This is a genomic window from Kluyvera sichuanensis, from assembly GCF_040930405.1.
In the GTDB taxonomy this organism is placed as follows: domain Bacteria; phylum Pseudomonadota; class Gammaproteobacteria; order Enterobacterales; family Enterobacteriaceae; genus Kluyvera; species Kluyvera sichuanensis.
This window is the reverse complement of the sequence record NZ_CP162271.1, coordinates 4,338,242-4,361,763: the sequence shown is the minus strand read 5'-3', so window position 1 is coordinate 4,361,763 and position 23,522 is coordinate 4,338,242. Positions and strand designations below refer to the sequence as shown.

Sequence of the window (23,522 nt, the reverse complement as noted above, 5' to 3'; positions counted from 1 at the left end):
GGTGAACGAGCGCAGCCAACGCACCTGCAACTTGAAGTATGACGGGTATTTACCTCATAAGGAACGACTGATGAACACCACCCATACTATCCTGACCGGCGACCGCCCTACCGGCCAACTACATCTCGGCCACTACGTCGGTTCGCTGCGCCAGCGTGTGCAATTACAGCATGAACATCAGCAGTTTATTCTGATTGCCGACCTACAGGGACTGACCGACAACGGCAGCAACCCGCAAAAAATCAGCCACAATATCCTGGAAGTGATGGCCGACTATCTGGCGGTGGGCATTGACCCGAGTCGCACCACCATTTGCCTGCAATCCGCCCTACCCGCGCTGGCGGAGTTGACTGCGCTGTATATGAATATCGTCACCGTGGCCCGCGTGGAGCGTAACCCGACGGTGAAAAACGAGATTGCGCAGAAAGGTTTCTCCCGCTCACTGCCGGTCGGCTTTATGGCTTATCCGATTAGCCAGGCCGCTGATATCACCGCCTTTCATGCCGATCTCGTGCCGGTGGGCGACGATCAGCTGCCAATGATCGAACAAACCAACGAGATCGTGCACAAAATGAATAGCCTGACCACCGAGCCGGTGCTGCGCCACTGCAAAGCGCTGCTGAGTGACGTGAGCCGACTGCCGGGCATTGATGGCGGCGCGAAGATGTCGAAATCGCTCGGCAATACGCTGACCCTTAGCGCCAGCGAGTCAGAAATCCATCAAGCGGTGAGCGCCATGTACACCGACCCCAACCACCTGCGCGTAGCCGATCCCGGGCAAGTCGACGGCAACGTAGTCTTCACCTACCTCGATGCATTCCATCCCGATAAAGCGCTCGTCGCAGAGATGAAGGCGCACTACCAGCGGGGCGGACTGGGCGACCGGCAGTGCAAAAACGTGCTGGAAGCGTGCTTACAGGAACTGCTGGCCCCTATCCGTGAACGCCGTGCGACCGTGATTCAGGATAAAGGCATGCTGCTGGAGCTGCTGCGTCAAGGCAGCGAACGGGCGCATGAGGTGACTCAGAAGACGCTACATGCGGTCAAACGCGGGCTTGGGCTGCCGGTGCTGTTCTGAACACCATGAGGGCTCAGGCGTTGCCGAGCCCTCATCCACTTTGATTAATTGTGTTAATGCTTTCGTAAACCCATGTTAACAACATGGACATCACTAATGTCGGTGTTAGTATGATATTGACAGTAGCTATATTTATGCGTGTTTCATTTACGGCCAGGATTGCTGACGATGACCACATGAGTAGCACTCTTCACAGCATCCTTTCCTTTCGTTCAAGACGAAACGCGCGCACTCAGCAACAGGGAACAGAGCGGGTAGCGTATGGACAAATTCAAGCAGCATTGGGCCTGGTATATCGTCGGTATCGCGGTGGTCATTGCCGCCATCGCATGGTGGATGCTTCGTCCGCCGGGGCTACCGGCAGGGTTCGCCAGCAGTAACGGCAGAATTGAAGCCACGGAAGTGGATATCGCCACCAAAACCGCCGGGCGTATCGAATCGATCGTCGTCAAAGAGGGGCAGTTTGTCCGTCAGGGTGAAGTACTGGCCCGCATGGACACGCGGGTGCTGAACGAGCAGCGTCTGGAAGCCGCCGCGCAGATTAAAGAAGCGCAGAGCGCCGTGGCCGCCGCTAAAGCCTTGCTGGATCAGCGTCAGAGTGAAATGCGCGCCAGCGAAGCCATCGTCAAACAGCGTCAGGCGGAACTGGACTCCACCTCCAAACGTCACGCCCGTTCCAGCACGCTGTCGCAGCGCGGTGCCGTTTCCGCCCAGCAACTTGACGATGACCGTGCCGCCGCCGAAAGCGGCAGGGCTGCACTCGAGTCCGCGCGTGCGCAGGTCTCTGCTGCCCGTGCGGCGATAGAAGCCGCCCGCACCAGCATCATTCAGGCGCAAACCCGCGTCGAAGCCGCGCAGGCCACCGAACGCCGCATCATGGCCGATATCGACGATAGCGAACTGAAAGCCCCGCGCGATGGACGCATTCAGTACCGCGTGGCCGAACCGGGTGAAGTGCTGGCTGCCGGTGGACGCGTGCTGAATATGGTCGACCTCGCCGACGTCTACATGACCTTCTTCCTGCCGACCGAGCAGGCCGGGCTGTTAGCCATTGGCAGCGAGGTACGTATCATTCTGGATGCCGCGCCGGATCTGGTGATCCCTGCCAATATCAGTTTTGTGGCAAGCGTTGCCCAATTCACGCCGAAAACCGTCGAAACCAGCGATGAACGGCTTAAGCTGATGTTCCGCGTCAAAGCGCGCATTCCGCCGGAACTGCTGGCCGAACACCTTGAGTATGTGAAAACCGGCCTGCCGGGGATGGCCTATGTACGCCTGGATAACCAGCAGCCGTGGCCTGCCACGCTGATGGTGAGGTTGCCGCAATGAAACAGGATATCCACCCCGCCGTCGCCCGGCTGGAGCACGTCGGCCAGCATTTCGGTGCCACCGTCGCGCTGCGCGATATCACGCTGACCCTCCCCTCACGACGGATGGTGGGGCTGATTGGCCCGGACGGCGTGGGGAAATCGAGCCTGTTGTCGCTGATTGCCGGCGCGCGGGTAATTGAGCAAGGTAACGTGATGGTGCTCGGCGGCGATATGCGCGATGCCCGGCACCGCCGCGACGTCTGCCCGAAAATCGCCTGGATGCCGCAGGGACTGGGCAAAAACCTCTATCACACCCTGTCGGTCTACGAGAACGTCGACTTCTTTGCGCGGCTGTTTGGTCATGATAAAAGCGAGCGTGAAGCGCGCATTGACGAGCTGCTGCAAAGTACCGGGCTGGCGCCGTTCCGCGACCGCCCGGCGGGGAAACTCTCCGGTGGGATGAAGCAGAAGCTCGGCCTGTGCTGCGCGCTGATTCACGACCCAGAGTTACTGATCCTCGATGAACCGACCACCGGCGTGGACCCGCTCTCGCGCGCGCAGTTCTGGGAGCTTATCGACAGCATCCGCGAGCGCCAGCCGGAGATGAGCGTGCTGGTCGCCACTGCCTATATGGAAGAGGCCGAGCGCTTCGACTGGCTGGTGGCGATGAACGCCGGGGAGGTACTGGCTACCGGCAGCGCGGAAGAACTGCGTCACCACACCCATAGCCAGACGCTGGAGCAGGCGTTTATCGCCCTGCTGCCAGAAGCGCAACGCAACGCGCACCAGCAGGTTATCATCCCGCCGCGCGATACCTCTGAAGAGGAAATTGCTATTGAAGCGCGCGGGCTGACTATGCGCTTTGGCAACTTTGTTGCGGTAGATCACGTGAACTTCCGTATCGCCCGCGGCGAGATTTTCGGCTTTCTCGGCTCCAACGGCTGCGGTAAATCCACTACCATGAAGATGCTGACCGGGCTGCTGCCTGCCAGCGAAGGGGAAGCCTGGCTGTTTGGTCAGCCGGTCGATCCAAAAGATATCGAGACCCGCCGCCGGGTGGGCTATATGTCGCAGGCCTTCTCGCTCTACAGCGAGCTGAGCGTACGGCAGAACCTGGAACTACACGCGAAGCTGTTCCATATCCCGGATGACGAAATTCCCGCACGGGTTGCCGAAATGAGCCAGCGATTTATGCTCACCGAGGTGGAAAACGCCCTGCCCACCGCGCTGCCGCTCGGCATTCGCCAGCGTCTGTCGCTGGCGGTGGCGGTTATCCATCGCCCTGAGATGCTGATCCTCGACGAACCGACCTCCGGCGTAGACCCGGTGGCTCGCGATATGTTCTGGCAGTTGATGGTCGACCTGGCACGCCAGGATAAGGTCACCATCTTTATCTCCACCCACTTTATGAACGAGGCGGAGCGCTGCGACCGTATTTCGCTGATGCACGCGGGCAAAGTGCTGGCCAGCGATACGCCGCAAGCGCTGGTCGAACGGCGTGGCGCGGCCACGCTGGAAGAGGCCTTTATCGCTTACCTGCAGGAGGCCTCCGACCCGATTCCTGTTGCAGAGATGGCGGAAGCGCCCGTGAAAACCGAGAGCGAACCACCGCGTCAGGCCTTTAGCCTGCGCCGTCTGTTCAGCTATAGCCGCCGCGAAGCGCTGGAGCTGCGCCGCGATCCGGTGCGATCGACGCTGGCGCTGCTGGGAACGGTGATCCTGATGTTTATCATGGGCTATGGGATCAGTATGGACGTGGAGGATCTGCGCTTTGCGGTGCTCGACCGCGATCAAACCGTCAGCAGCCAGGGCTGGTCGCAGAACATTGCCGGTTCGCGCTATTTTATCGAGCAGCCGCCGCTGCATAGCTACGACGAACTGGACCGCCGAATGCGCGACGGTGAGCTGGCGGTCGCCATCGAAATTCCGCCAAACTTTGGCCGCGATATTGCCCGCGGCACGCCGGTGCAGATAGGCGTGTGGGTCGATGGCGCGATGCCAAACCGCGCGGAAACGGTGCGCGGCTACGTGCAGGCGATGCACCTTTCGTGGTTACAGGAGATGGCTGGGCGGCAGCCTTCCGCCAGCCGGGATACATCGTTGATTTCTATTGAAACACGTTATCGCTATAACCCGGATGTGAAGAGCCTGCCAGCGATCGTTCCGGCGGTGATCCCGCTGCTGCTGATGATGATCCCGGCGATGCTCAGCGCGCTGAGCGTGGTGCGGGAGAAAGAGCTGGGTTCGATCATCAACCTGTACGTCACACCCACCACCCGCACCGAGTTTTTACTCGGTAAGCAGATGCCTTACATCGTGCTCGGGATGTTCAACTTTCTGCTGCTCTGCGCGCTGTCGGTATTCGTTTTTGGCGTGCAGCACAAAGGGAGCTTCCTGACGCTGACGCTGGCGGCGCTGTTGTACGTCACCATCGCTACCGGGCTGGGGCTGTTGATCTCCACCTTTATGAAGAGCCAGATCGCGGCGATCTTCGGGACGGCGATCATTACGCTAATTCCCGCCACCCAGTTCTCCGGGATGATCGATCCGGTCGCGTCGCTTGAAGGGCCCGGGCGCTGGATTGGCCAGATCTACCCGACCAGCCACTTCCTGACCATCGCACGCGGTACCTTCTCAAAAGCGCTGGGGCTAGGTGACCTGTGGGCATCGTTTATTCCGCTCTTGATTGCCGTACCGCTGGTGCTGGGATTAAGCGTGTGGCTGCTGAAAAAACAGGAGGGATGATGCGCGGATTACGCAATATTTATAACCTCGGCGTGAAGGAACTGCGCAGCCTGCTGGGCGATAAGGCGATGCTGACGCTGATTGTGTTTGCCTTCACCGTTTCGGTCTACTCTTCGGCAACGGTGATGCCAGGCTCTCTGCATCTGGCGCCGATTGCCATCGCCGATATGGATAAATCGCAGCTCTCATCGCGGATTATCAACGGCTTCTATCGGCCGTGGTTCCTTGAGCCAGAGCTGATTACCGCCGACGAGATGGACGCGGGGCTGGATGCCGGGCGCTATACCTTCGCCATCAATATTCCACCTAATTTTCAACGGGATGTGCTGGCAGGAAGGCAGCCGGATTTGCAGGTTAACGTCGATGCCACCCGTATGAGCCAGGCGTTTACCGGTAATAGCTATATCCAGAATATCGTGACCGGCGAGGTGAACAGTTTTGTGGCGCGGTATCGGGATAACAGTGCGTTGCCGGTAGAGCTGGCAGTGAGGATGCGCTTTAACCCGAACCTCGAGCAGGCGCGTTTTGGCGCGGTGATGGCAATCATCAACAACATTACGATGCTGGCGATCGTGCTCACCGGATCGGCGTTGATCCGCGAGCGTGAGCACGGTACGGTTGAGCACCTGCTGGTGATGCCGGTAACGCCGTTTGAGATTATGCTCGCTAAGATCTGGTCGATGGGACTGGTGGTTCTGGTGGTGTCGGGGCTGTCGCTGATGTTGATGGTGCAGGGGATCCTGCAGGTGCCGATAGAGGGGTCAATCCCGCTATTTATGCTGGGGGTCGCGCTGAGCCTGTTTGCGACAACGTCGATCGGCATTTTTATGGGCACGATTGCCCGGTCGATGCCGCAGCTGGGGCTGTTGATGATCCTTGTGCTGCTGCCGTTGCAGATGCTGTCCGGCGGTTCAACGCCGAGAGAGAGTATGCCGCAGCTGGTGCAGGACATTATGCTTACCATGCCCACGACGCATTTCGTGAGCCTGGCGCAGGCTATTCTTTATCGCGGTGCCGATTTTGCTATCGTCTGGCCGCAGTTTTTGACGCTGCTGGCCATTGGCGGGGCGTTCTTTGGTATTGCGCTGGTGCGCTTTCGTAAGACGATTGGGGAGATGGCGTAAGATTTGTAGCCCGGGCGAACGCAGTGACCCCGGGATGTTCACCGTATTTTCATTTCCCGCACACGCAAAAAAGCCCATCCGTCAGGATGGGCTTCTTCACTAATTGATGCCTGGCAGTTCCCTACTCTCGCATGGGGAGACCCCACACTACCATCGGCGCTACGGCGTTTCACTTCTGAGTTCGGCATGGGGTCAGGTGGGACCACCGCGCTACAGCCGCCAGGCAAATTCTGTTTATCAGACCGCTTTTCGCGTTCTGATGTAATCTGTAATCAAGCTGAAATCGATGTCTCTTCGCCAAAACATCTTCGGCGTTGTAAGGTTAAGCCTCACGGTTCATTAGTACTGGTTAGCTCAACGTATCGCTACGCTTACACACCCAGCCTATCAACGTCGTCGTCTTCAACGTTCCTTCAGGACTCTCAAGGAGTCAGGGAGAACTCATCTTGGGGCAAGTTTCGTGCTTAGATGCTTTCAGCACTTATCTTTTCCGCATTTAGCTACCGGGCAATGCCATTGGCATGACAACCCGAACACCAGTGATGCGTCCACTCCGGTCCTCTCGTACTAGGAGCAGCCCCCCTCAATTCTCCAGCGCCCACGGCAGATAGGGACCGAACTGTCTCACGACGTTCTAAACCCAGCTCGCGTACCACTTTAAATGGCGAACAGCCATACCCTTGGGACCTACTTCAGCCCCAGGATGTGATGAGCCGACATCGAGGTGCCAAACACCGCCGTCGATATGAACTCTTGGGCGGTATCAGCCTGTTATCCCCGGAGTACCTTTTATCCGTTGAGCGATGGCCCTTCCATACAGAACCACCGGATCACTAAGACCTGCTTTCGCACCTGCTCGAGCCGTCACTCTCGCAGTCAAGCTAGCTTATGCCTTTGCACTAACCTCCTGATGTCCGACCAGGATTAGCTAACCTTCGTGCTCCTCCGTTACTCTTTAGGAGGAGACCGCCCCAGTCAAACTACCCACCAGACACTGTCCGCAACCCGGATTACGGGTCTACGTTAGAACACCAGCCATTAAAGGGTGGTATTTCAAGGTTGGCTCCACACGAACTGGCGTCCGCGCTTCAAAGCCTCCCACCTATCCTACACATCAAGGACCAGTGTTCAGTGTCAAGCTATAGTAAAGGTTCACGGGGTCTTTCCGTCTTGCCGCGGGTACACTGCATCTTCACAGCGAGTTCAATTTCACTGAGTCTCGGGTGGAGACAGCCTGGCCATCATTACGCCATTCGTGCAGGTCGGAACTTACCCGACAAGGAATTTCGCTACCTTAGGACCGTTATAGTTACGGCCGCCGTTTACCGGGGCTTCGATCAAGAGCTTCGCGTTGCCGCTAACCCCATCAATTAACCTTCCGGCACCGGGCAGGCGTCACACCGTATACGTCCACTTTCGTGTTTGCACAGTGCTGTGTTTTTAATAAACAGTTGCAGCCAGCTGGTATCTTCGACTGATTTCAGCTCCATGAGTAAATCACTTCACCTACATATCAGCGTGCCTTCTCCCGAAGTTACGGCACCATTTTGCCTAGTTCCTTCACCCGAGTTCTCTCAAGCGCCTTGGTATTCTCTACCTGACCACCTGTGTCGGTTTGGGGTACGATTTGATGTTACCTGATGCTTAGAGGCTTTTCCTGGAAGCAGGGCATTTGTTACTTCAGCACCGTAGTGCCTCGTCATCACACCTCAGCGTTAATAGCGTTCCGGATTTACCTAAAACGCCCGCCTACATGCTTAAACCGGGACAACCGTCGCCCGGCTAACATAGCCTTCTCCGTCCCCCCTTCGCAGTAACACCAAGTACAGGAATATTAACCTGTTTCCCATCGACTACGCCTTTCGGCCTCGCCTTAGGGGTCGACTCACCCTGCCCCGATTAACGTTGGACAGGAACCCTTGGTCTTCCGGCGTGCGGGTTTTTCACCCGCATTATCGTTACTTATGTCAGCATTCGCACTTCTGATACCTCCAGCATCCCTCACAGGACACCTTCGCAGGCTTACAGAACGCTCCCCTACCCAACAACACATAGTGTCGCTGCCGCAGCTTCGGTGCACAGTTTAGCCCCGTTACATCTTCCGCGCAGGCCGACTCGACCAGTGAGCTATTACGCTTTCTTTAAATGATGGCTGCTTCTAAGCCAACATCCTGGCTGTCTGAGCCTTCCCACATCGTTTCCCACTTAACTGTGACTTTGGGACCTTAGCTGGCGGTCTGGGTTGTTTCCCTCTTCACGACGGACGTTAGCACCCGCCGTGTGTCTCCCGTGATAACATTCTTCGGTATTCGTAGTTTGCATCGGGTTGGTAAGTCGGGATGACCCCCTAGCCGAAACAGTGCTCTACCCCCGAAGATGAATTCACGAGGCGCTACCTAAATAGCTTTCGGGGAGAACCAGCTATCTCCCGGTTTGATTGGCCTTTCACCCCCAGCCACAAGTCATCCGCTAATTTTTCAACATTAGTCGGTTCGGTCCTCCAGTTAGTGTTACCCAACCTTCAACCTGCCCATGGCTAGATCACCGGGTTTCGGGTCTATACCCTGCAACTTAACGCCCAGTTAAGACTCGGTTTCCCTGCGGCTCCCCTATTCGGTTAACCTTGCTACAGAATATAAGTCGCTGACCCATTATACAAAAGGTACGCAGTCACACCCCGAAGGATGCTCCCACTGCTTGTACGTACACGGTTTCAGGTTCTTTTTCACTCCCCTCGCCGGGGTTCTTTTCGCCTTTCCCTCACGGTACTGGTTCACTATCGGTCAGTCAGGAGTATTTAGCCTTGGAGGATGGTCCCCCCATATTCAGACAGGATACCACGTGTCCCGCCCTACTCATCGAGCTCACAACACATGCAATTTTGTGTACGGGGCTATCACCCTGTATCGCCGGCCTTTCCATACCGTTCCACTATCACACATGCTGATTCAGGCTCTGGGCTGCTCCCCGTTCGCTCGCCGCTACTGGGGGAATCTCGGTTGATTTCTTTTCCTCGGGGTACTTAGATGTTTCAGTTCCCCCGGTTCGCTTCATTACGCTATGTATTCACGTAATGATAGTGTGACGAATCACACTGGGTTTCCCCATTCGGAAATCGTCGGTTATAACGGTTCATATCACCTTACCGACGCTTATCGCAGATTAGCACGTCCTTCATCGCCTCTGACTGCCAGGGCATCCACCGTGTACGCTTAGTCGCTTAACCTCACAACCCGAAGATGTTTCTTTCGATTCATCATCGCGCTGCAAAAATTTGAGAGACTCAAACACACCTCAGTCTGTTCTTATTACGGAGAACAGAGTTCAGTGTGCTGTTTCAATTTTCAGCTTGATCCAGATTTTTAAAGAGCAAATATCTCAAACGTCACCCGAAGGTAAGTTTTGAGATATTGGGGTCGGCGACTTTCACTCACAAACCAGCAAGTGGCGTCCCCTAGGGGATTCGAACCCCTGTTACCGCCGTGAAAGGGCGGTGTCCTGGGCCTCTAGACGAAGGGGACACTGAAGTCTCAATCGCAAGACGCCTTGCTATTTACTTTTCATCAGACAATCTGTGTGAGCACTTCAAAGAACGTTTCTTTAAGGTAAGGAGGTGATCCAACCGCAGGTTCCCCTACGGTTACCTTGTTACGACTTCACCCCAGTCATGAATCACAAAGTGGTAAGCGCCCTCCCGAAGGTTAAGCTACCTACTTCTTTTGCAACCCACTCCCATGGTGTGACGGGCGGTGTGTACAAGGCCCGGGAACGTATTCACCGTAGCATTCTGATCTACGATTACTAGCGATTCCGACTTCATGGAGTCGAGTTGCAGACTCCAATCCGGACTACGACATACTTTATGAGGTCCGCTTGCTCTCGCGAGGTCGCTTCTCTTTGTATATGCCATTGTAGCACGTGTGTAGCCCTACTCGTAAGGGCCATGATGACTTGACGTCATCCCCACCTTCCTCCAGTTTATCACTGGCAGTCTCCTTTGAGTTCCCGGCCGAACCGCTGGCAACAAAGGATAAGGGTTGCGCTCGTTGCGGGACTTAACCCAACATTTCACAACACGAGCTGACGACAGCCATGCAGCACCTGTCTCAGAGTTCCCGAAGGCACCAAAGCATCTCTGCTAAGTTCTCTGGATGTCAAGAGTAGGTAAGGTTCTTCGCGTTGCATCGAATTAAACCACATGCTCCACCGCTTGTGCGGGCCCCCGTCAATTCATTTGAGTTTTAACCTTGCGGCCGTACTCCCCAGGCGGTCTATTTAACGCGTTAGCTCCGAAAGCCACTCCTCAAGGGAACAACCTTCAAATAGACATCGTTTACGGCGTGGACTACCAGGGTATCTAATCCTGTTTGCTCCCCACGCTTTCGCACCTGAGCGTCAGTCTTTGTCCAGGGGGCCGCCTTCGCCACCGGTATTCCTCCAGATCTCTACGCATTTCACCGCTACACCTGGAATTCTACCCCCCTCTACAAGACTCTAGCCTGCCAGTTTCGAATGCAGTTCCCAGGTTGAGCCCGGGGATTTCACATCCGACTTGACAGACCGCCTGCGTGCGCTTTACGCCCAGTAATTCCGATTAACGCTTGCACCCTCCGTATTACCGCGGCTGCTGGCACGGAGTTAGCCGGTGCTTCTTCTGCGAGTAACGTCAATCACTGCGGTTATTAACCACAATGCCTTCCTCCTCGCTGAAAGTACTTTACAACCCGAAGGCCTTCTTCATACACGCGGCATGGCTGCATCAGGCTTGCGCCCATTGTGCAATATTCCCCACTGCTGCCTCCCGTAGGAGTCTGGACCGTGTCTCAGTTCCAGTGTGGCTGGTCATCCTCTCAGACCAGCTAGGGATCGTCGCCTTGGTGAGCCATTACCCCACCAACTAGCTAATCCCATCTGGGCACATCCGATGGTGTGAGGCCCGAAGGTCCCCCACTTTGGTCTTGCGACGTTATGCGGTATTAGCTACCGTTTCCAGTAGTTATCCCCCTCCATCGGGCAGTTTCCCAGACATTACTCACCCGTCCGCCACTCGTCACCCGAGAGCAAGCTCTCTGTGCTACCGTTCGACTTGCATGTGTTAGGCCTGCCGCCAGCGTTCAATCTGAGCCATGATCAAACTCTTCAATTTAAGTTTGATGCTCGTGAATTAAACTTCGTAATGAATTACGTGTTCACTCAGAGACTTGGTATTCATTTATCGTCTTGCGACGTTAAGAATCCGTATCTTCGAGTGCCCACACAGATTGTCTGATAAATTGTTAAAGAGCAGTGCAACACGGCTTTCGCTCACTGTTGCGAGGTGGCGTATATTACGCTTTCCTCTTTCAGAGTCAAGCGTTTAATTTCGCTTTTCTCTGCCGAGATTCTCAGGAGAACCTTGCTGACCCGGCGGCTTGTTTGCCGTTGTTCCGTCTCAGTGGGGCCGCATTATAGGGAGTTTCTTCAGGGCCGCAACCCTTAAATTGCAGAAAAATGACTGACTGCTGCAATCCCCAGCAGAACCCCGCTTTATACCCATTTACCAACAGAGTTATCCACAATCAGTGGTAATTCATCGCATCGTTCAGGCGTGACAGCGCCACAGAAAAGTAAAAGTGGCAGCTGTTTGCGGTAGGTTTCTGCATAATGGAGGGCGGAATCGACATGCTGCGCTCTATCAGCACTCCCTTCTATATATAGAGGGGGTGATTACCATACTTTCTATCCGCAATCTGATTTGTTACATTATAACAAAAAATGAGGTAACCATGAAAACGACGCTGTATAAAGACTTCACCTTTGAAGCTGCCCATCGCCTGCCTAATGTGCCTGACGGGCATAAGTGCGGACGCTTACACGGGCATTCCTTTGTCGTTCGCCTTGAGATCACCGGAGAAGTGGATAAGCACACGGGGTGGATTATCGACTTCGCAGAGTTAAAGGCGATCTTCAAACCTACGCTGGATAGGCTGGACCACTACTATCTCAACGACATTCCCGGACTTGAGAATCCCACCAGCGAGATCCTGGCTGAATGGATCTGGAAGCAGATTAAACCGCAGTTGCCTCTCCTCAGTGCAGTAACGGTAAAAGAGACCTGCACGGCTGGGTGCGTGTACCGCGGTGAATAATAGATAAGGAATAGTCCGCACTATTCCTTACTAAGTTAGCCTAGCTCGCGAATAAAAGCGGCAACCATACTCGAGGCACCTTTACCGGTCGGATAGATAATCGCTTTGCGGCAGCTAGTCACCGTATAAAACGCCTGATGCTTTGAGCTACCGCTGGCGAAGATAAAGTAGTCCGCTGTTCTCGCAGCATTGATCAGCGCATCCGTGGCCACATGATCATCATTAAGTTCAATAGACAGCCCCGGATACAGTTTCATCAACGCCTCTCTACCGCGTCGGGCGGCGGTTTCCGTCAGGCTATAAATCACCAGTTTTTTCCCGCTGAGATCGCGATGTAACGGAGAGGCTACGCCCGCTGGCGTGATTTCCGCCGGGAAAGTGTTGCCGGCATCATTACCCAGGTAGAGCCGTTCCACCATGCGAGCCAAGAGCTGCATGCTGTTGTCCAGCCTCTCCCAACGACGCACCAGCATCTCCTGAACGCCCACCCAGTAGCGTAACCGGCGAGCATCATCGCCACTCACCCGGTCATACAGAATCTCAGCAATATCAAGCGCGTACTCCACTGTACGTGATGATTCATTCTTCCTGCACAGTTCCTCGATAGCCTCAAGCGCGTCAAGATACTCCTTGTGACTGAAGCTACCGGAAAGCAGCGTATCAAGGATCATACCGCCAAGTCGGACATCCTCAACGGAACTAACACCTTCCAGCGCAAGCAGCGTCAGCCATTCTGACCATAAAGAAGAGGAAACGCTGACGCCATACTCATTAAGCCATTGCAGCACGTTAGGTAAACCGTCACGCAGCGCCTGACCCAGCATGCCAGTCGGTTGTTGGCCCAGCAGTTGCATCCACTGCTGCTCATCAAAGGTCGCAGGGAGCCAGTCCATATACTGTATCGTCAACTGCTGACGTAATGATTCATACTGCTGGCTGTCCGTCGCCTGCTGAACGTCAAGCAGCCAGTGGTGCCAGCCATAGTCCTGTGGTTCGCAGCGTTTCTTTAGCCCCAGCCAGGCGTCCCAGTACTTCGGCGTTGCCCGTAACGCCTGTTGCGTGACCTCTGGCATAGCGCTCATCTGAGCGAAAATTTCGCTCTCGCGCTCCACGTCCGCCATGAAGGCTTCGGCTAATAAAGCTATCGCATCGTCAACGCTCAACAACGTCACGACCGGGGCCTGAATCAGTTTCTGTTCGGCATCCTGCACAACGGCTGGCAGCGCGCTGGCACCATTGACCCAATGCTCAACCTGCTGAAGCCACCCCTGCTGCAGGACAGGGCTAGCCGTTTGCCACCCATTAATGCCCAGCAGTGCCGCCCCCATCGCCCAAAGCTGCCAGTCCGTGAGGAAGTTGTCGTGATGGGCAAACCCCGGCTTTGTTTTGTACAGCGGCAGCATGTCGAGCGCCAGTCGGCGGGCGCCATCCCTTAAATCCGCCGGGAAGTTCGCTTTCTGAATGGCATTCATCATGTAATGCCCGGTCGAACGCAAAAGCAGGCGCTGAATACGTTCAGGTACTCGCCCCTGAAGCAGCACGTCCAGGCGAGGGAAGGTCAGTATCGCTTCCCATTTCGCCGAGGCGGCCATCCCCTGGAGTTCGAGAAACAGCAGGTTCAGCGGCGACAGCGCCTGATTTCCCCGCAGTTCCTGTAAGTAGAGCTCAGCAGCTTTTCCGTCATGGGCATGACAGGCGGTGTAAAAGTCACGCAGGATACGCCCTGTCTGTCGGCTAATCAGCGTATTCAGCACCGGCCGTTGGCGGTAGAGTTCCATAACTGTTTCCAGCATGGCATACACTCTTTTCACCCGTTCACCGCGCAACTTCGCGGTCTCTTCTGTCGTTGTCGCAGCAACCTGTAAAAAATGGAAAGACAGGATCCCATCCGGAGATCGCTCAAGCAGCAGTTGTTCCCATGACTCGTCTGAGTGATACAGCGTTTTGATATCCGCACTCGTATCCGCAGAGCCCAACGCTGCCGTCAGTACCCGCCGCAATTCGTCAAGACTGCGCCCGTTTTGCGCCAGGCCATAAAATACCGTCCGCCCATGGCGAGCGGAAGGAATGATGCAGGGCATCTGCTGCGCGTTAGCCTTTTGGATTAGCGTGTTGATTTGCGGCGTGTTGTACTCCCCGCGCATCGCCTTGCCAAAGTCCAGATGTGTATCGTCAGCATAAAATTTTTCCAGCCAATCTGCCTGCATCAGAACGCTTCCTGTGATCCACTAAAATGGTACTGACTTTCGAATGCCGTTATCGCCTCGCCGATCATATGCGGATCGCAGCTCAGTTCGACATACTCTTCGTTTCGATTGACGCCGCTCCACGTAAAATTCATGGAGCCCTTCAGGAAGAAATGCGACGTTAACAACCCTTTGGTATGCAGTTGATCGCGTAGTTCCAGACGGTAATCCGCATGGCTATTGAGCCGATTTTCCAGCCCTTTCATAAAGCTGCGGTTTTGCGGTAAATCGCGCGTCACCAACGACAGTTGCGCCCCGTTGTTGATGGCGCTGGCCAGCAACTCTATAAAGTCGACCTCGCGTCCTCCCCAGGCCGGCTCAATGCTGTCCCAGCTTCCGGCGCGATTATCCAGTAGCATAAAATTGCTTACCCAGGGAGATACCAGCCAGATAGGTTCTGGCTGCAGAATCAATCCCACCAGCTGCGCGCTCAGCACCTCTCTAAGGACTCGCTGCCCGGTCGCGCCGTGGAGGAAAATCTGGCGCTGGTTGGCTTTCGTTGTCATTGCACCATCTCCGCGAGTTCAATACGTAATATCAACTGATCCTGCTCACGTCGAACCTCACCCAAGCGCGGATACAGCAAAAGGCCCAGATGATCGACGGCTTCAATCTGCACCGTCGTTATCACTTGATGGAGCAGGCTTAGCTGCTCGCGAGGCAGAATCAGCTCTGCACGCCCGTGTTTACGCAGCGCGACATGTAACAATGCTAACCAGTCGGGCCGATCGAGAGACAGCTTTTCAATGCGCTCGCTGAACAGTGCCCCCGCCAGCAGGCGTTCAGTCACCACGGCACGCGAGCAGAACATATTATAGAAACCAAGTTCGGCCTGACGAATCGTGTACCCACGCGGCCAGAGTAGATTCTGATTCCGGCACTGTAAGCCAAAGATAACCGCCGCTTCTGAATCCGCCCCTCGGGCCTTAACGGCCAGCGCGTGCGCCATCGTATTCAGCGTAAACTCAACGCCGGACTGTGCCTCAAGCGAAGTCCACTCCGTCAGCAGTTGGTGAAGCTGGTCATCAGTGTCATCCCCGCTGCCAGCCCGCAGCAGACGCGAATACAGTACCGTCGTGAAGCTATGGGACAGACGGAAACCACGGCGTGAAAGCTGCAGATGCAGGTTTTTATTCGCCTCTCGACGCGCGTCCATATTACTGGCCTCGCGCACGTCCCTAACTGCCTGGCGTAACGTCTCATCGGTTTGCAGCAGCGCCAGCACCATGCGCAGGTCATAGTCGATCTGTTCATAGTCGCTGGCAGAGAGATTTCGCACCAATACATTCAGGAAGGTGACGGGATCTTCCGCCCACTTTTGCTGCAGCCGGATCAGGATCCCACTGCCGCCTGACTCAATTTCACAGAGCCAGATTTCCAGTATTTCTTCCCCGGTTCGAGGATCTTTCGACCAGAGGGAATCGGTCACCACCGCGCGTTCATCGACGTCCGGAAGGTGCGTGCTCAACGTCTGTTGGACACCAGCGGCCAGAGTATCCGCCAGCACCTGCCGCGCCCAGTCAACAAAACCCTCAAGTTCGGCTACCGGCTTCCATAGCGCGTCGGCACAATCGAGCAGCGACTGCTGGATCTCCGGACGAATCAGCAGTTCACGTAGGTTAAGCTGCAGCGCCTGATCGCTACCGTTGGCGTTGTTGGCATCAGGCTGGAACAGACTCGCGGGAATATCGACGAGACGGTCCATCCCTTGCGCGGTCCCCATAACCCGCAGCGCAGAGACAACGGAGGTGCTGCTTCCCGTCGCCAGCGTTTCGGCCAGCAGCGTCATAAAGCATTCAATCACCCAATCAGCTTTAAAGCTGTCGAACTCAAATTCCGGAAGCTGTCTGACTTTATGCTGGAAATAAACCGGCCGCAGGCCACGCAGAATATCGTCCTGCTGTAGCAAGCTCAGGACATTTTCATTCGGGAGACGAAAACGCAGGCGCATGGCGTCGACCCACTGCCGACTGCCGACCCCAACTTTTTCCCCCTCTTTCACCCAGCTAAATTCAACGTGGGCCCGATCGCGATTCTGGAAGCGTATCGATGCCTGCGATGCCGTGGAAAAACGCACCAACTCCAGCGGAGTCATATGCTGATGGTTGAAAAAGGTAACGTCGGAGAGCGTGCCTTTCCAGGCGCCTTTAGGTACCCCATCCGGATGGGCGACATGCGGGTTGATTAAGCTCAACGCCCATTGCAACTGGGCGTTACTTTTATCCGTCAGTTTGCGGATATCCGCACGCGTCGTCAGCACCTTCGCAGGCTTAATGACCGTAATCATCTCCCCCTGGTGCTCCACCGTACACTCTTCCTGATAGCTGTCGCCAAATGCCTCCGCTATCGGGAAATCAACATACTGGCGGCCATCGGTCGCCACCGGCACGTAGGCTTCAGGCACCAGCCAGTCGGTGCTGCTGTTTGATCTAATGGCATACCGTTTTGACAGTCGTCCCGGGGCGAACTCTCGCATGCCTTGCCAGAAAGAGAGCGTTTCCCACTGTTCAACATTATCGCGGCCGCGCATCAGACGAATATCCAGTTCCGGCAGATTCAGTTCGCTAAACAGATTTTGTGGAATAAATTCCGGCGCGGGAGAGGTCGTTTTATGCTGCTCGCCGTCACCATCTGCCTGTGGTGCGCGCAGGGCCGCCCACTCAACGCCATTCACCGCCCAATGTGACTTCAGGTTGCGTAAAATGGTCGGGAGAAACTCCAGCATAATCGAACGCGGCGGGCTCCAGAGAATGCCCTGAATGGCATTTTCGGGCAGCTGCAACGCATCCTGCAGATAGCGAATCAGTTCATTCTGCTTTCTGCCCCCCTTAAGCACCTCTTCAATCAGGGTCATCAGCGGGGTGTAATAACGTTTAAATTTCTGCGAATCGCGCTCTGGTTTCCTGAGCATGCCGCAGACATCCTTGAATAACCCGGTCTTGCTAATCCAGTCGAGCGTCGCCATCGCCGCCTGCATTTTCTGGACATGCTGGTTACCCAGCGGCAGCCCCTGGCGTTTAATCTCGGGGCTCATCAACCCTTCGTAGCGCTGGAATGCGACCCGGTCGCGGCCAAATTCAGAAAGCACCACCAGCATCCACGGGCGCATTCCGCGTGGGCGACCGGCACGCCCTTTACGCTGCAGATAAGAGGCTACATCGTTCGGCGCCTTATGCTGCAAAACGGCACCGACCAGAGGATCGTTATACCCCACTTCCAGCGATGAAGTGGCCACCACGACATCCGCCTGCGCATTGACCCCGGCGTCCTGGCTCGACGTGCGTGAAATCACCTTGTTCTGAGAGAGGTCGTGGCCGATATCCATCGCCGCTTTCCAGTTCTGCCCCAGTTCGGTCTTTGAGCGTTCATCGCTCCCGGAATCGTACGGGTTACGCAGCGACGCCAACGGGGCGTGATCGATACGTGGAGGGATCGTCGTTTCCCAGCCTTCCGCATCGCTAAGGTCGTGATAGAGGCGGTTATTACCGTCGAGGGTATCGGTAAAAATAAAGGTTTTCGTGCCCCACGTGCCTCTGGATTTATCCGCATCGCGGTCCAGCATGCGGGACATCAGCATCGTGGCCTGAATGGTGGTAGACAGTAACGCCGTCTCAGATACCGGATCGCCGCGTAGTGCCAGCAGGTACTCGGCCCCCTCTTCGATCATGTCTTCCGGTTCAGGTTCGATAAGGGCCACCTCTTCTTCAGGCGCCCCCACCAGATTCGCAAAGAAATGCTGAGCATCCGCCAGGGTAGCGGATAGCCCCACAAAGTGCGGCAGGCAGTCCGTACGCTGCATCCAACGGCGCAACAACAGCGCCGTTTGCGCTCCGGTCGTCCCGCTGTAGGTATGAACTTCATCCAGCAGGACCAGCGTCGGCCCCTGACCTTCCCCCACGCCAAACAGATGGTTGCTCCAGCCGGAGTTCATCTGCAGGTTGAGCATTTCCGTGGTGGTAAACAGAATATCTGGCCCGTTGCCTTTGGCCTGTTGGGTACTACGGGTGAGCAGAAGCTCGCTGTCATCCAACTGATGCTGACACTGGGTACAGGTCAGCACTTCATGATTAGAGAAGATATCATCGCGTCGCCATTCCAGTGCGCCACCGCATTGTTGCTGCGAGTCTTGCGGATGGGGCTGCTGGCATTTCATCAGCCCGAAGGGCAGACCTGATTTACCTTTGACGTCTTTTCTGCTCCACTCCGCCTTTACCGGCGTATCGCCAAAGAATGCGGCAATACGGATTTTGCGCCCCGCATTGGCCTGCATGTATCCATCCAGCTTACGGCACTGGGCAAACGTCTCAGCGAACTGATCTTTAAGCAACTCTGTGCGCGGGTAGATCGCCAGAATACGCACTTTGCGCGCAGGATTACGGCAGATCTCATCCGCAAGGCTGGTAAGCGCAGGAAGGTAGAACGACAGGGTTTTACCACTCCCTGTACCGGCACAGACGATGGTCGCGCTGGCGGTTTTGCTGTTGCCCTGATGCATGCGCCAGTGCTGGATGATGCGCTCGGTTGAGCGCGCCTGGAACTTCGCCAGCCGAAACGGCTTCGCGGATGCCAGCGCCTGCCGCATGATCTCGCACATACGCGGGCTCAGTTTCAACCGCGTCTTCCAGTCGGCAATTAATGCTTCCGGTTCAGCAACGCGCTGCGGATAGCTGCGCGGGCGGCGAATGAAACGATAGTCAGAGACCAGCGTTTTACTCTCTTCCAGCGACTTATTAGGCATCCACTGACGTAGGTTACGCAGAAGATGTACCGTTTCCCCCATGCGGGTACGCCAGACCGGCCGACCGCTAATATGGGGGGCCTGAATCAGCATGCCGGTATCAAGCAACCCCTCCAGCACCTCTTCAGGATCGGCATCAGGCGCTATCCGAGCAATAATCTCCAGCAACTCCTCGAGATTAAAAAACCCGCCGGTATCACCCCATACCAGCAGCGCATTTTCCTGCTCTTCCAGCGCATCCAGCACGCGATGCAGCAGAGATAGTTCGACTTCCACCATCAAATCATTCTCTTACGGGTAACGTTGAAGGACTGGAGCAGCGCTTTTTCTTTTAGCCAGGACAACACCTCTGGCGTCAGCAGCGCCAGTGAGGCCTGATGTTGTTTATCGAGAGCATCGAAGAATCGCAGAACATCATCAGGAGCGTTGAATTCCATCCCCTTTTTCAGCTCAACCATCTCGTCGCAGTACCCCTGCAGCTTTTTGACTACCGCCAGACTATCCGGCGCGCTGGTCTTCTGGCGATTAAAGTTATCAAGGGCGTTACGGTAGTTGGTGTACGCCATGGTGTTGCCAAGCGTTTTCTGCTGCTCAAGAAAGACGGGCGCGAGCACCGCGCGCGCTTCCAGTTCTGCCACAAACGCCGTCCAGGCCTGACCGACTTTCTCGCTAATACGGTCATGCACACCCGACAGGCGAACCAGCAGTTCGCCCAGACCGTTCTGTTCGATGCGCTCTCCGCTCTCTTTGAAGCTTGCGGTCAAGGCCTGCAGTTCGGCTCGAATGCCGAAAAATGTCGCAGCGTTCTCCTGGAAATCAAGCTGCTCCTGCAGTTCTGGCAGTGTTTTCAGCACCTTCAGCTGAGCGCAGGCTTTTTGCAGCGGCTCGGCGACATCCAGCAACCTATCGCGGATCGTCCGGTACTGTTCGTAGACATCCTGCATGGATTGCAGTTGCTCTTTTAACTGGTACTGCTCCCGTAACCCGGCAAGCTGTGTCTTAAGCGTTGTCATCATGTTTCCCTGCGGCCTGCTGCAACTTCTCCAGAACCAGATCGAGTTCCTGCAGCGTGGTGTCAATCTGAGCCCGACATTCGTTAATCCGGTGCCCGCCGTGGCTATTGTTGTAGGCGGCGATCGCGCTGGATACCCGTTTATACATCAGTTGCCAGTACTGCATCGCGATCATTAGTCGGGTAATTAAAGCACCGTCCAGCTCACAAAGTAACTGCCATTGACGCTGCGTATCTTCAGATTGCGTAACGCCTCGCAATTTAGTAATGGTCAGCCATACGCCGCCTTCGGTGAGCCCGGTAAGGGCATCCATCAGGGTGAGGCTGTCAGGCGTCATATCGGCGGGATAGTCACCGCTGTCCGCCAGCGACTTCACTTGCTGGGTCATACCGCTGATGAGGTCAGCAAAATCTTCCGCGTTTTCGCAGTCCGCGAAGAGCTCGGCCACGCCCACCTCCGAACGAATTTCAGACAGTGATTTTTTCACGACCGACGCCAGGCTGCCGTCCGGTTTCGCTTTCATCGCCTTTTGCAGGGCGGTATGCAACACATCGCCTTCCAGCGCATGATCGTTTGGCGCCACCAGTGACAGCCAGTTGGCCTGAGCTTCATCCCAGCGCGCGAGCGCATCTTTACGGAGTTCGATAATCGATGGCGTCAGGCCGGTGCGGAACTGTTTTTTCAGCGCGGCGCTTTTTTGCAGCAGTCGCCCCAGCATCTCGGTCACCCCACCGCTGGTTTTCATGCCCAGCGAGCGAGCCAGCTTAAGGTGTTCACCCAGCAGCATCGGCAGATCGTTGCGCTTATGCTTGACCAACTCCGCCAGCGCATAGCTAACCCAGCGGTCGCAGAAGCTCTGGATAACCAGATAGTCCTCTTTCCCCTGCGGATAGCTCCAGTCTTCGGTTTTCCCCTTTGTTTCCCGGTAGTAGCCAAAACGGGCCAGCGCCATTGCGGCATCCGTCAGGATCACGGAACGCTTTTCGTATTCCGATTGTGGAATAAATTTCACTACGTGTACGCCACGGTTACCCTGCGCTTCAGGCAGTTCGATATTCACAAACCCTGTGTTGCTGACATAAAGCGTTGGTCGTGTGCTTGTCCCCGCCCAGGAGAAAACGGCCCGTTTCTCAAAGAAATAGGCTAAGGCTGCGCGGATAAAGCGCGCGGAATCGCTATCCAGCGTGACCCCTTTGAGCATCCAGTCGCCCACGGCGGCATCCAGTTCTCTGATCGCCAGCGTGTCTTTATCCTCAGGCACCGCTTGTGGCGCAGGGATCGGCTTCTCGGCGACGACTTTCTTTTTCTGAACGTCTTCTTTAACTTCTTGTTTATGAACGGCTGGCGGTTCAGACGGCGCTTCCCCCACGGGCTCACTCTTGGTGTTTTCCAACACCTGAGCCAGATCGGCGAGGTCAAAAGTACGGGCAACATCAGGCGGCAGCGCGCTGCTCAAGGTTGGCCCGGAACTCGCCGGGTATCCCCACAGTGCGACCACGGACTCCGCGCGTTCAACGTCCGCCAACCCCTGACGGAACAGCCAGCTACGCAGCCCCGCCGGAGCGGCAATATCGGCCAGACGTGCCGGCGGGAAATGCCCCTTTTCGGCATCACGACGACAATGCTGCAGCACCCGCAGCAACAACTGGTTGATGATCTGCCGAGGGTTGAATTTCAATTCATTACGATCGTCGCGGCAGAAGCTTTCCGCTAGCGCGTGGATCGCGCGAGCATTGAAGGGGAATAGCGAGAACCCCTGGCTACTGCGGCCAAAAACTTCAACCATTTCATCGCCATCAGCGGTTGCTTCCCAGTCTGGCGGCCAGTGCGATTTGTCCTCGGTACTTTCCCAACGCTGCAGTAAGGCTTCGCTGCCAAAACGGGCGGCGTTGATATAGCGACCGCAAAAATCGACGATGCGCTGCCGGGTCTCTTCGCGACCGCCCCCCACTTCTTCAATCACCCACTCGCCTTTCGCGCGGTCCAGCATCCCCTGACGACGGCGAGCATAGCCCTGATAACCATCGGTTACCGCAATCGCGGAGCACACCGGGCAGAGCACCGCTTTACCGTCACGGATACCTTCCCTCTCCAGGCTGTCGATCAGCACATCTTCAATGGCCGTGATCAGCGACATATCCTCAACCAGCACCATCAGCGTCATCTGTTTTTCATGCAGCGCTTCACGGATTTGGGTGAACAGATCGGAAAAACTGCGTCCCCGGAAGTTGAAGAGTTGGTTGAACAGCGCCTGCGTCGCTTTTCCCAGTACCAGATTCAGGATCTCCGATGCATCTTTACGCCCATCCTCATGGGTGTTGAGGCGGCTTTTCTGGATGTACTGACGCGCCGGTAAGCTGAGGTCATTGATGTTAAAGCTGAAGTCCAGATCGCTGGCCTGAAGTTGCTGCTCCCCTTCGTCCAGATCGTTGCTGTTTGCACCATTAGTCAGACGGCTGGCCAGACGGAACAGGCAGTGCTCGTCTTTGAGCAAAAACTGTTTGAAATAGGCGTCGTTGATCAGCGTCGCCAGCGCTTTATCTTCAGCATGCACGTGGATTTTTTGCAGGCGAACCGCTTCCGGCTTCATCATATGCTGCTGCTCAGGCGAACAGCCCTGCATCCGTTTTTTGAGCGCTTCCATATCCAGCTTGTTGCGCTCATGGAGGTTACGCAACTCCTGGCCCATCAGCATCAGCAGCCACTCGGCAATCTCGCGAGGCGTGCGCTTTTCCGACACTTTATTGATGTCTTCCCGGGCTTCATCAAAAATCTGCCCTTCCAGCCCTTTGAGCATCAGCGTCAGCACTTCGCGCAGGCTGGCGCTTTTGGGAATACGCACGATATGCCACTGGTTATTTTTATATTCCGGGCGCAGGCGCAGCTTGGCATCGAGCCAGCGAATGATATGCGACTTGCCGACGCCGGCCTTGCCCACAATAGGGATAGGACGCGGAGTGGCGAGGAAATGGTGTAGCAGATCCTCTTCCTTACCGTATCCTTGCCTGTTGCCGTCTTTATCCATGCGCAGCAGGCGAACCGGCTGATGCACGGCCAGCAGCGTATGTTCCGCCAGCTCTTCTGCTTCGGTGCGGATACAGTCGATAATATTTTGCGAGGAGGGCCAGTATTCCATCATC

10 protein-coding genes, 1 tRNA gene and 3 rRNA genes are annotated in these 23,522 nt (G+C 55.8%); 5 read left to right on the top strand and 9 right to left on the bottom strand.

The window, feature by feature from the left end; genetic code table 11:
* Positions 1-70: 70 nt before the first annotated feature.
* The 4 genes from trpS (at position 71) to AB2B48_RS20825 (ending at position 6,257) form a co-directional block, all read left to right on the top strand.
* Positions 71-1,078 (top strand): tryptophan--tRNA ligase, encoded by a 1,008-nt coding sequence (trpS, locus tag AB2B48_RS20840; protein WP_220440204.1) that lies wholly within the window; start codon positions 71-73, stop codon positions 1,076-1,078.
* Positions 1,079-1,339: 261 nt separating this feature from the next.
* A complete protein-coding gene (locus AB2B48_RS20835) occupies positions 1,340-2,407 on the top strand; it encodes an HlyD family secretion protein (protein ID WP_368300081.1) in 1,068 nt (355 codons plus the stop codon).
* The gene (rbbA, locus tag AB2B48_RS20830; RefSeq protein WP_368300080.1) at positions 2,404-5,133 is read left to right on the top strand and encodes a ribosome-associated ATPase/putative transporter RbbA; all 2,730 of its coding nucleotides are present in this window, start codon (positions 2,404-2,406) and stop codon (positions 5,131-5,133) included. The genes AB2B48_RS20835 and rbbA overlap by 4 nt, the downstream gene beginning before the upstream one ends.
* Positions 5,133-6,257 (top strand): ABC transporter permease, encoded by a 1,125-nt coding sequence (locus tag AB2B48_RS20825; RefSeq protein WP_185668303.1) that lies wholly within the window; start codon positions 5,133-5,135, stop codon positions 6,255-6,257. The genes rbbA and AB2B48_RS20825 overlap by 1 nt, the downstream gene beginning before the upstream one ends.
* A gap of 108 nt (positions 6,258-6,365) precedes the next feature.
* Here the strand turns inward: AB2B48_RS20825 and rrf are convergent.
* The 4 genes from rrf to AB2B48_RS20805 all read right to left on the bottom strand — a co-directional run bounded on the left by rrf (position 6,366) and on the right by AB2B48_RS20805 (position 11,403).
* A 5S ribosomal RNA gene (gene rrf / locus AB2B48_RS20820) occupies positions 6,366-6,481 on the bottom strand.
* Positions 6,482-6,575: 94 nt separating this feature from the next.
* A 23S ribosomal RNA gene (locus AB2B48_RS20815) occupies positions 6,576-9,483 on the bottom strand.
* A gap of 219 nt (positions 9,484-9,702) precedes the next feature.
* A tRNA-Glu gene (locus AB2B48_RS20810) sits at positions 9,703-9,778 on the bottom strand.
* Between the two features lie 85 nt (positions 9,779-9,863).
* Positions 9,864-11,403 (bottom strand): 16S ribosomal RNA (locus AB2B48_RS20805).
* The 16S, 23S and 5S rRNA genes sit together here with 1 tRNA gene alongside, the layout of an rRNA operon.
* A 619-nt stretch (positions 11,404-12,022) precedes the next feature.
* Between AB2B48_RS20805 and queD the strand changes: the two genes are divergently transcribed.
* Complete coding sequence (gene queD / locus AB2B48_RS20800) at positions 12,023-12,385, top strand: 6-carboxytetrahydropterin synthase QueD (protein ID WP_368300079.1); 363 nt, start codon at positions 12,023-12,025, stop codon at positions 12,383-12,385.
* A 35-nt stretch (positions 12,386-12,420) separates the two neighbouring features.
* On the opposite strand, the gene dpdD is transcribed toward queD, so the two are convergent.
* Genes dpdD through dpdH form a run of 5 tightly spaced genes read right to left on the bottom strand, consistent with a single transcriptional unit; the run spans position 12,421 to position 23,521 of the window.
* Entirely contained in the window at positions 12,421-14,592 is a 2,172-nt protein-coding gene (gene dpdD / locus AB2B48_RS20795; protein WP_368300078.1) for a protein DpdD, read from the bottom strand.
* Positions 14,592-15,137 (bottom strand): phospholipase D-like domain-containing protein DpdK, encoded by a 546-nt coding sequence (gene dpdK, locus AB2B48_RS20790; RefSeq protein ID WP_368300077.1) that lies wholly within the window; start codon positions 15,135-15,137, stop codon positions 14,592-14,594. Before dpdK ends, dpdD begins: the two co-directional genes overlap by 1 nt.
* Positions 15,134-19,648 carry a protein DpdJ gene (gene dpdJ / locus AB2B48_RS20785; protein WP_368300076.1) on the bottom strand — a complete coding sequence of 1,505 codons (4,515 nt, stop codon included), beginning with the start codon at positions 19,646-19,648 and terminating at the stop codon, positions 15,134-15,136. Before dpdJ ends, dpdK begins: the two co-directional genes overlap by 4 nt.
* Positions 19,648-20,385, bottom strand: coding sequence for a protein DpdI (gene dpdI / locus AB2B48_RS20780; RefSeq protein WP_368300074.1), 738 nt, complete (start codon positions 20,383-20,385; stop codon positions 19,648-19,650). The genes dpdJ and dpdI overlap by 1 nt, the downstream gene beginning before the upstream one ends.
* Positions 20,369-23,521 carry a protein DpdH gene (gene dpdH / locus AB2B48_RS20775; protein ID WP_368301990.1) on the bottom strand — a complete coding sequence of 1,051 codons (3,153 nt, stop codon included), beginning with the start codon at positions 23,519-23,521 and terminating at the stop codon, positions 20,369-20,371. The genes dpdI and dpdH overlap by 17 nt, the downstream gene beginning before the upstream one ends.
* Position 23,522: the final 1 nt, after the last annotated feature.